Source organism: Salinibacter sp., assembly GCF_042218895.1.
Lineage (GTDB): Bacteria > Bacteroidota > Rhodothermia > Rhodothermales > Salinibacteraceae > Salinibacter.
Genome location: NZ_JBDGQQ010000079.1, coordinates 1 through 5,062 on the forward strand (window position 1 = coordinate 1; position 5,062 = coordinate 5,062).

At 64.3% G+C, this 5,062-nt stretch carries 4 protein-coding genes and 1 pseudogene; 3 read left to right on the forward strand and 2 right to left on the reverse strand.

Annotation, left to right across the window (positions count from 1 at the left end; all coding sequences use genetic code 11):
• Positions 1-166 precede the first annotated feature (166 nt).
• The 3 genes from ABEL04_RS07215 to ABEL04_RS07225 all read left to right on the forward strand — a co-directional run bounded on the left by ABEL04_RS07215 (position 167) and on the right by ABEL04_RS07225 (position 3,504).
• Entirely contained in the window at positions 167-1,372 is a 1,206-nt protein-coding gene (locus ABEL04_RS07215) for a glycosyltransferase family 4 protein (protein ID WP_375801712.1), read from the forward strand.
• 14 nt (positions 1,373-1,386) lie between these two features.
• Positions 1,387-2,394 (forward strand): sulfotransferase, encoded by a 1,008-nt coding sequence (locus tag ABEL04_RS07220; RefSeq protein ID WP_375801713.1) that lies wholly within the window; start codon positions 1,387-1,389, stop codon positions 2,392-2,394.
• 75 nt (positions 2,395-2,469) lie between these two features.
• Positions 2,470-3,504 (forward strand): sulfotransferase, encoded by a 1,035-nt coding sequence (locus ABEL04_RS07225; protein ID WP_375801714.1) that lies wholly within the window; start codon positions 2,470-2,472, stop codon positions 3,502-3,504.
• Between the two features lie 72 nt (positions 3,505-3,576).
• Here ABEL04_RS07225 and ABEL04_RS07230 read toward each other — a convergent pair whose 3' ends face one another.
• Together ABEL04_RS07230 and ABEL04_RS07235 are read right to left on the reverse strand one after the other, a co-directional pair.
• Positions 3,577-4,557, reverse strand: a complete 981-nt coding sequence (locus ABEL04_RS07230) for a hypothetical protein (RefSeq protein ID WP_375801715.1) — start codon at positions 4,555-4,557, stop codon at positions 3,577-3,579.
• A gap of 46 nt (positions 4,558-4,603) precedes the next feature.
• Positions 4,604-5,062, reverse strand: a pseudogene (locus tag ABEL04_RS07235) (hypothetical protein); the annotation flags it as partial.

The following is a 5,062-nucleotide window of genomic DNA, read 5'->3' on the forward strand; positions in this document are numbered from 1 at the left end:
CTGATCGGGCAATACTTTGAAACGCGTCAGTTTTCCTTTTATCTCTGGCTCATGGTGGGGGTGAATCTGTCCTATACGTACACGAGGACTGTGAAGGATCCACAAGCGTCGTCCTGACGCTGTTAACCCCTCCGCACCGTTCTGGTCACGTTCTGCCGCGCACGCGATGCGCATCCTAAACGCCGGGCACCACTATCACGTCCAGGGCGGCTCGGACCGGTGCATGCTCCGGCTCGGCGAGCTGTTGGAGGCTCAGGGTCACACGGTCGTCCCCTTCGCGTCCCAGCATCCGGACAATCGCCCGTCGAGGTGGGACGGCTACTTCCCCACGGGCGTCGATACGCGGGATCCGTCGCTGAGTGATGCGGCGCACTTCGTGTACTCGCCGGAGGCGCGTCGGCAAATGGCGCGGCTCCTCAAGGACGGCGGGCCGTTCGACCTGGCCCTCCTGCACATCTATTACGGCCAGCTCACCGCGTCCATCCTCAAGCCGCTCGATGAGGCCGGCGTTCCCATCGTGCAGACCCTGCACGAGTATAAGCTGACGTGCCCGGTCCACTCTCATCTGTCGCAGGGGGAGATCTGTGAGGCGTGCGCGGGCCACGCGTTCTGGCGGGCCCTGCCGCGGCGGTGCAACGAAGGATCCCTCGCCCGCACGGCCCTGAGCGTTCTGGAGGCGTCGGTCTCCCGGGCGCTCGGGGATGCTCATCGCATCGATCACTTCATTGCGGTGAGCGATTTTCTGCGCGACAAGATGATCGAGCACGACGTGGCCGGCCCGGACGACATCACGACGGTCCACAATTTCGTCGATCCGGACCGCTTTGAGCCATCCACTCAAGAGGGGAAGCACGTCCTGTACTTCGGGCGCATTGCACCGGAGAAGGGCCTCCGCACGCTGATTGACGCGGTGGCGCCCCTCACCGACCTGCCGGTACGGATTGCCGGGACGGGTGAGCAGCGGGAGGCGCTGGAGGCGGAAGTAGCGCGTCGCGGCCTCGATCACATCGAATTCGTAGGGTTCCAGAACGGAGAGGAGCTGTGGGACCTGGTTCGACGGAGCATCTGCACAGTATTGCCGTCTGAGGTGTACGAGAACTGCCCGATGGCCGTGCTGGAGTCGCTTGCGTGTGCACGACCCGTCATTGGGGCCGACATTGGTGGCATTCCGGAGCTCATCGACGATTCAGTGGACGGACGGCTGTTTCCGTCCGGCGACGTGGAGGCCCTCCGCGAGGCCCTGGTGTGGATGCAGACGCACCGCGGCGAAGCAGTGGCGATGGGACGGCAGGGGCGGAAGAAGGTCGAAGAACACTTTTCGCCGGAACACCACTACCGGCAGGTGCAGGACGTGTACTCTGAGGTTGTTTGAACTGCCCCCTGGTCGTGCCCTCGACGATGATTGCCCAGCTCGACGCCGATTACGTTCGGGCCCGCCCGACGAAAGCGCTCTCACGGCTCGTCAGCTACGCACTGTTCGAGGGGCGGCCGGTCACGACGCGGGGGCGGTGGATTAATCCCCTCGTGTTCGCCCAGCTCGCCGTGGCCAAGAAGATGCCGTCGTTCAAGTCCGTGCACCGGCCGATCTTCATCGTCGGCACCGGGCGGAGCGGGACGACGATTCTCGGAAAGGTCCTGTCGCTGCACCGGGACGTCGGGTTTCTGAACGAGCCGAAGGCGCTCTGGCACGCCATCCATCCCCACGAGGACGTTATTGGGAGTTACGACCGGGGGCCGGCCGCCTATCGGCTCGGCGCCAACGATGCCCACGGGGACGTCGTCCGCCGTGCGCACCGGCTGTTCGGGGCGTACCTGACCGTTGTCGGCGCGTCGCGGGTGCTCGACAAGTACCCGGAACTCGTCTTTCGCGTCCCGTTCGTCCGGTCCATCTTTCCGGACGCACAATTCCTGTTCGTCGTGCGCAACGGCTGGGACACGATTCGTTCCATCGACGCGTGGTCGGAGCGGCACGGGACGGAGAGCGACGGGGAGCAGCACGACTGGTGGGGCGTGGACGACCGCAAGTGGCGCCTCCTCGTGGAGCAGGTGGCCCCGACCCATCCCTCACTCCCAGAGCGTCCGGGTCCACTGCTCGGTCTCGACCGCCACACGGACCGGGCGGCGCTGGAGTGGGCCCTTGCGATGCAGGAAGGCCTACGGTACGAAGAGCAATATCCGGATGCCGTCACACGCGTCCGGTACGACGACCTCGTGTCGGCGCCCCGGGAGACCGTTCGGCGCTTGTTCGAGCGGTGCCACCTTTCGGAAGACGACACCGCCCTCTCATACGCGCAGCGAGCGATTCGCGCCGCGCCGGACACGAAAGCCGTCGACCTCGATCACCGCGTCGCTCCCCTCTTCCACGAAACGATGACGGCGCTCGGGTACGCGTGAGCGACAGCCGTCCGTTTCGGGGAGGAGAACAGATGCCCAAAATGCTCCGATGCAACGCACACACCCCCACTTCGGATGGCACACGTCTCCGACGACCGGCGCTCTATTTTTGTCGTGGGCAGCAGCCGGAGCGGGACGACGATGATGGGACGCATCCTGCATCGGCACCCCACGGTGCACACGTTCCATGAGCTCCACTTCTTCGAGGAGATGTGGAGCCCGGGGACGGACACGTTTACCGACCGGGCCGAGGCCGTTGACGTTGCTGCCCGGCTGCTCCACCTGCAGAGAGACGCGGGATACCTGTCGCACGACGACGATTCCTCGGACCACCGGGCGGACGCAGAGGCGCTGATCGAAAATGGCCCGCCGGTCCCCGACGGAGGTCCGCTCGACGTGTACCGGACCGTTCTCTTCCGGGAGGCAGCAGAACATGGGGCGCAGGTGCCCTGTGAACAGACGCCCCGCAACATTTTCTACCTGGAGACGATCCTGAGGCGCTTTCCGGGGGCACGAGTCCTCCACATGGTGCGCGATCCGCGCGACGTCCTGCTTTCCCAGAAGCGAAAGTGGAAGCGACACTTCCTGGGCGCCTCCAACATCCCGCTCACGGAGGCCTTCCGGTCCTGGGTCAACTACCACCCCCTTACGATCGGCCAGCTCTGGCGAGCCTCCGTGCAGGCCGTGGAGCCCTTTCGCGATCATCCCCGTGTCCGGACCGTGGCGTTCGAGGAGGTGCTCGACGCACCCACGGCCACCGTCCGGGAGATCTGTGAGTTCGTCGAGATTCCCTTCCATGAGCAGATGCTCTCCGTCCGTCAGATCGGCTCCTCGAACCAGGAGGATTGTCCGAACCAGCGCGGCATCGATCCGTCCCGCTCCGGGAACTGGCGCGAGAGCATCCTTTCGGACACGGAGGTGTTTCTGTGTCAGTCGGTCGCCGCTGATCCCATGGAAACGTACGCCTACGAGCCCGCCAACGTCTGCCCAAACCCGGTTGTGCTCGTCCTGAGTGCGCTCCTCTTCCCGGTGAAGCTCGGAGCCGCACTGCTTCTGAACCTGCAGCGCATGGACAACATCTGGGACGCGCTGCGTCGCCGCTTCCGGTGACCGACGGTTCCCTCCGCCGCTTCGTGGCAAGGGGTGGGGCGGGACATTCCCCAGGATGTGCCACGGAGTCCGTCACTTCTCTCGTGGCGAGCGGCCCCCGGACCGGATCATGGACACCTTCTTGAGCACGTCGAACCAGAAGGGGGCGCCCAGGGAGATGGCGATCGTGGTGAGGAGGAGCCCGACGACCTTGGAGAGCCAGAATGCCATTGGGTCCTCCGGGCCGTCCTCCTCGAACGCTGCCGACTCCTGCCACCCGATGGGGAGCCCCAGTTCTCTGTAGGTGCCGATGTACTTCTGAGTCGAGTCTGCCAGCGCGCCGAGGGACGCAGCGGTATCGGGCACGCCCCGCGCTGCGACCCGCTGCGACTGCTGCACGGCCGCCTGGCGCAGCGCATCGTTCGTCGACAGCTGCCGGGCCATGTGCAGCGTATCGGCGTTCGCCCCGACGGCGATGATGGCCGCGATTGCCACGACTGCCCGCTGGGTGTGCTTCTTGTACCAGCTCGCGACGCGGTCCATGCTGTGGTCGTACCAGGTCTTCAGGGCGCTCCGGAACTGGTCGAGGTCCTCGCCCGCTTCGCGAAGGAGGGAGCGGAGGGTTGCTCGCAGGGGGTGGTCCTCCGAGAGCTCCCGCATGCCGTTCCGGATCGACTCGATGGTCCGGCTCTCGTCGCTCTCCTCATCGGACGTGGGGTCGAGGACGTCCAGCAGAGCGGTGGAAAAGATCTCCGGGGGAATGTACGAGGGCTTCCGAGGGCCTTCGGCCAGTCCTCGGACGAGAGGGTGGTCGTAGAGCTTCTTCGTGAGGCTCTCGTCGTCGAGGGCGGAGAGGTCTGCCTTCCCCTCGATTCCTCCAACCCACTCCACCGCTCCCCACGAGTTCTCCGCGTCGAATTTTCCGTCCAGCAGCTTCCGAAGACCAGTGAGGAGCGTGTGGGCCCGCTTTTCGAAGTACTGGGCAATGAGCTCCTTCGCTGCGGTGCAGATGAGGCTTAGAAACACGTAAATTCCAACAAGCCCCAGGACGACATCAAAGATCTTGAAGGACATGGCTGGCGTGTGCGACGTGTCTGGGCACTCCTCCAAATAGGGCTCTTTATTTTCTGAGCCCGTACTCGTCCAGGCTGGCCTCAATCCGGCTCATAATGTTCTTCACGATCGGGTCCCGGGCAAAGACATTGCCGAGAAACTTAAAGAATCCCGGCTTCCACCATCCTCCTGCGTGCTGGTCGACCAAGCTGTTCATGACCCGCTTGGTGCGGTCCTCGATCCTTGTCTCCAGTCTCTCAAGCTCCCAGTCGCTCATCCCGAGCACATCCCAGTCTAGCGGAAATTCTTCCGGTTCCACATCCTCCACCAGCGGAATGATGGGCACGATGGCGTCTCCGTTGCGGTCAACGGCGAGGTCGTCCAGTTCCTCGGCGCTGTAGTGGCTGAACACCGGATTGTCTGCGCATTCGTCTCGGGGGAGACCAAAGTGCCTGCGCAGAAACTGCTGGCAGTTGCGGCGGCCCTGCTGGAAGTCGTGCATCCGAAACTTCTTCTTCAGGAACCC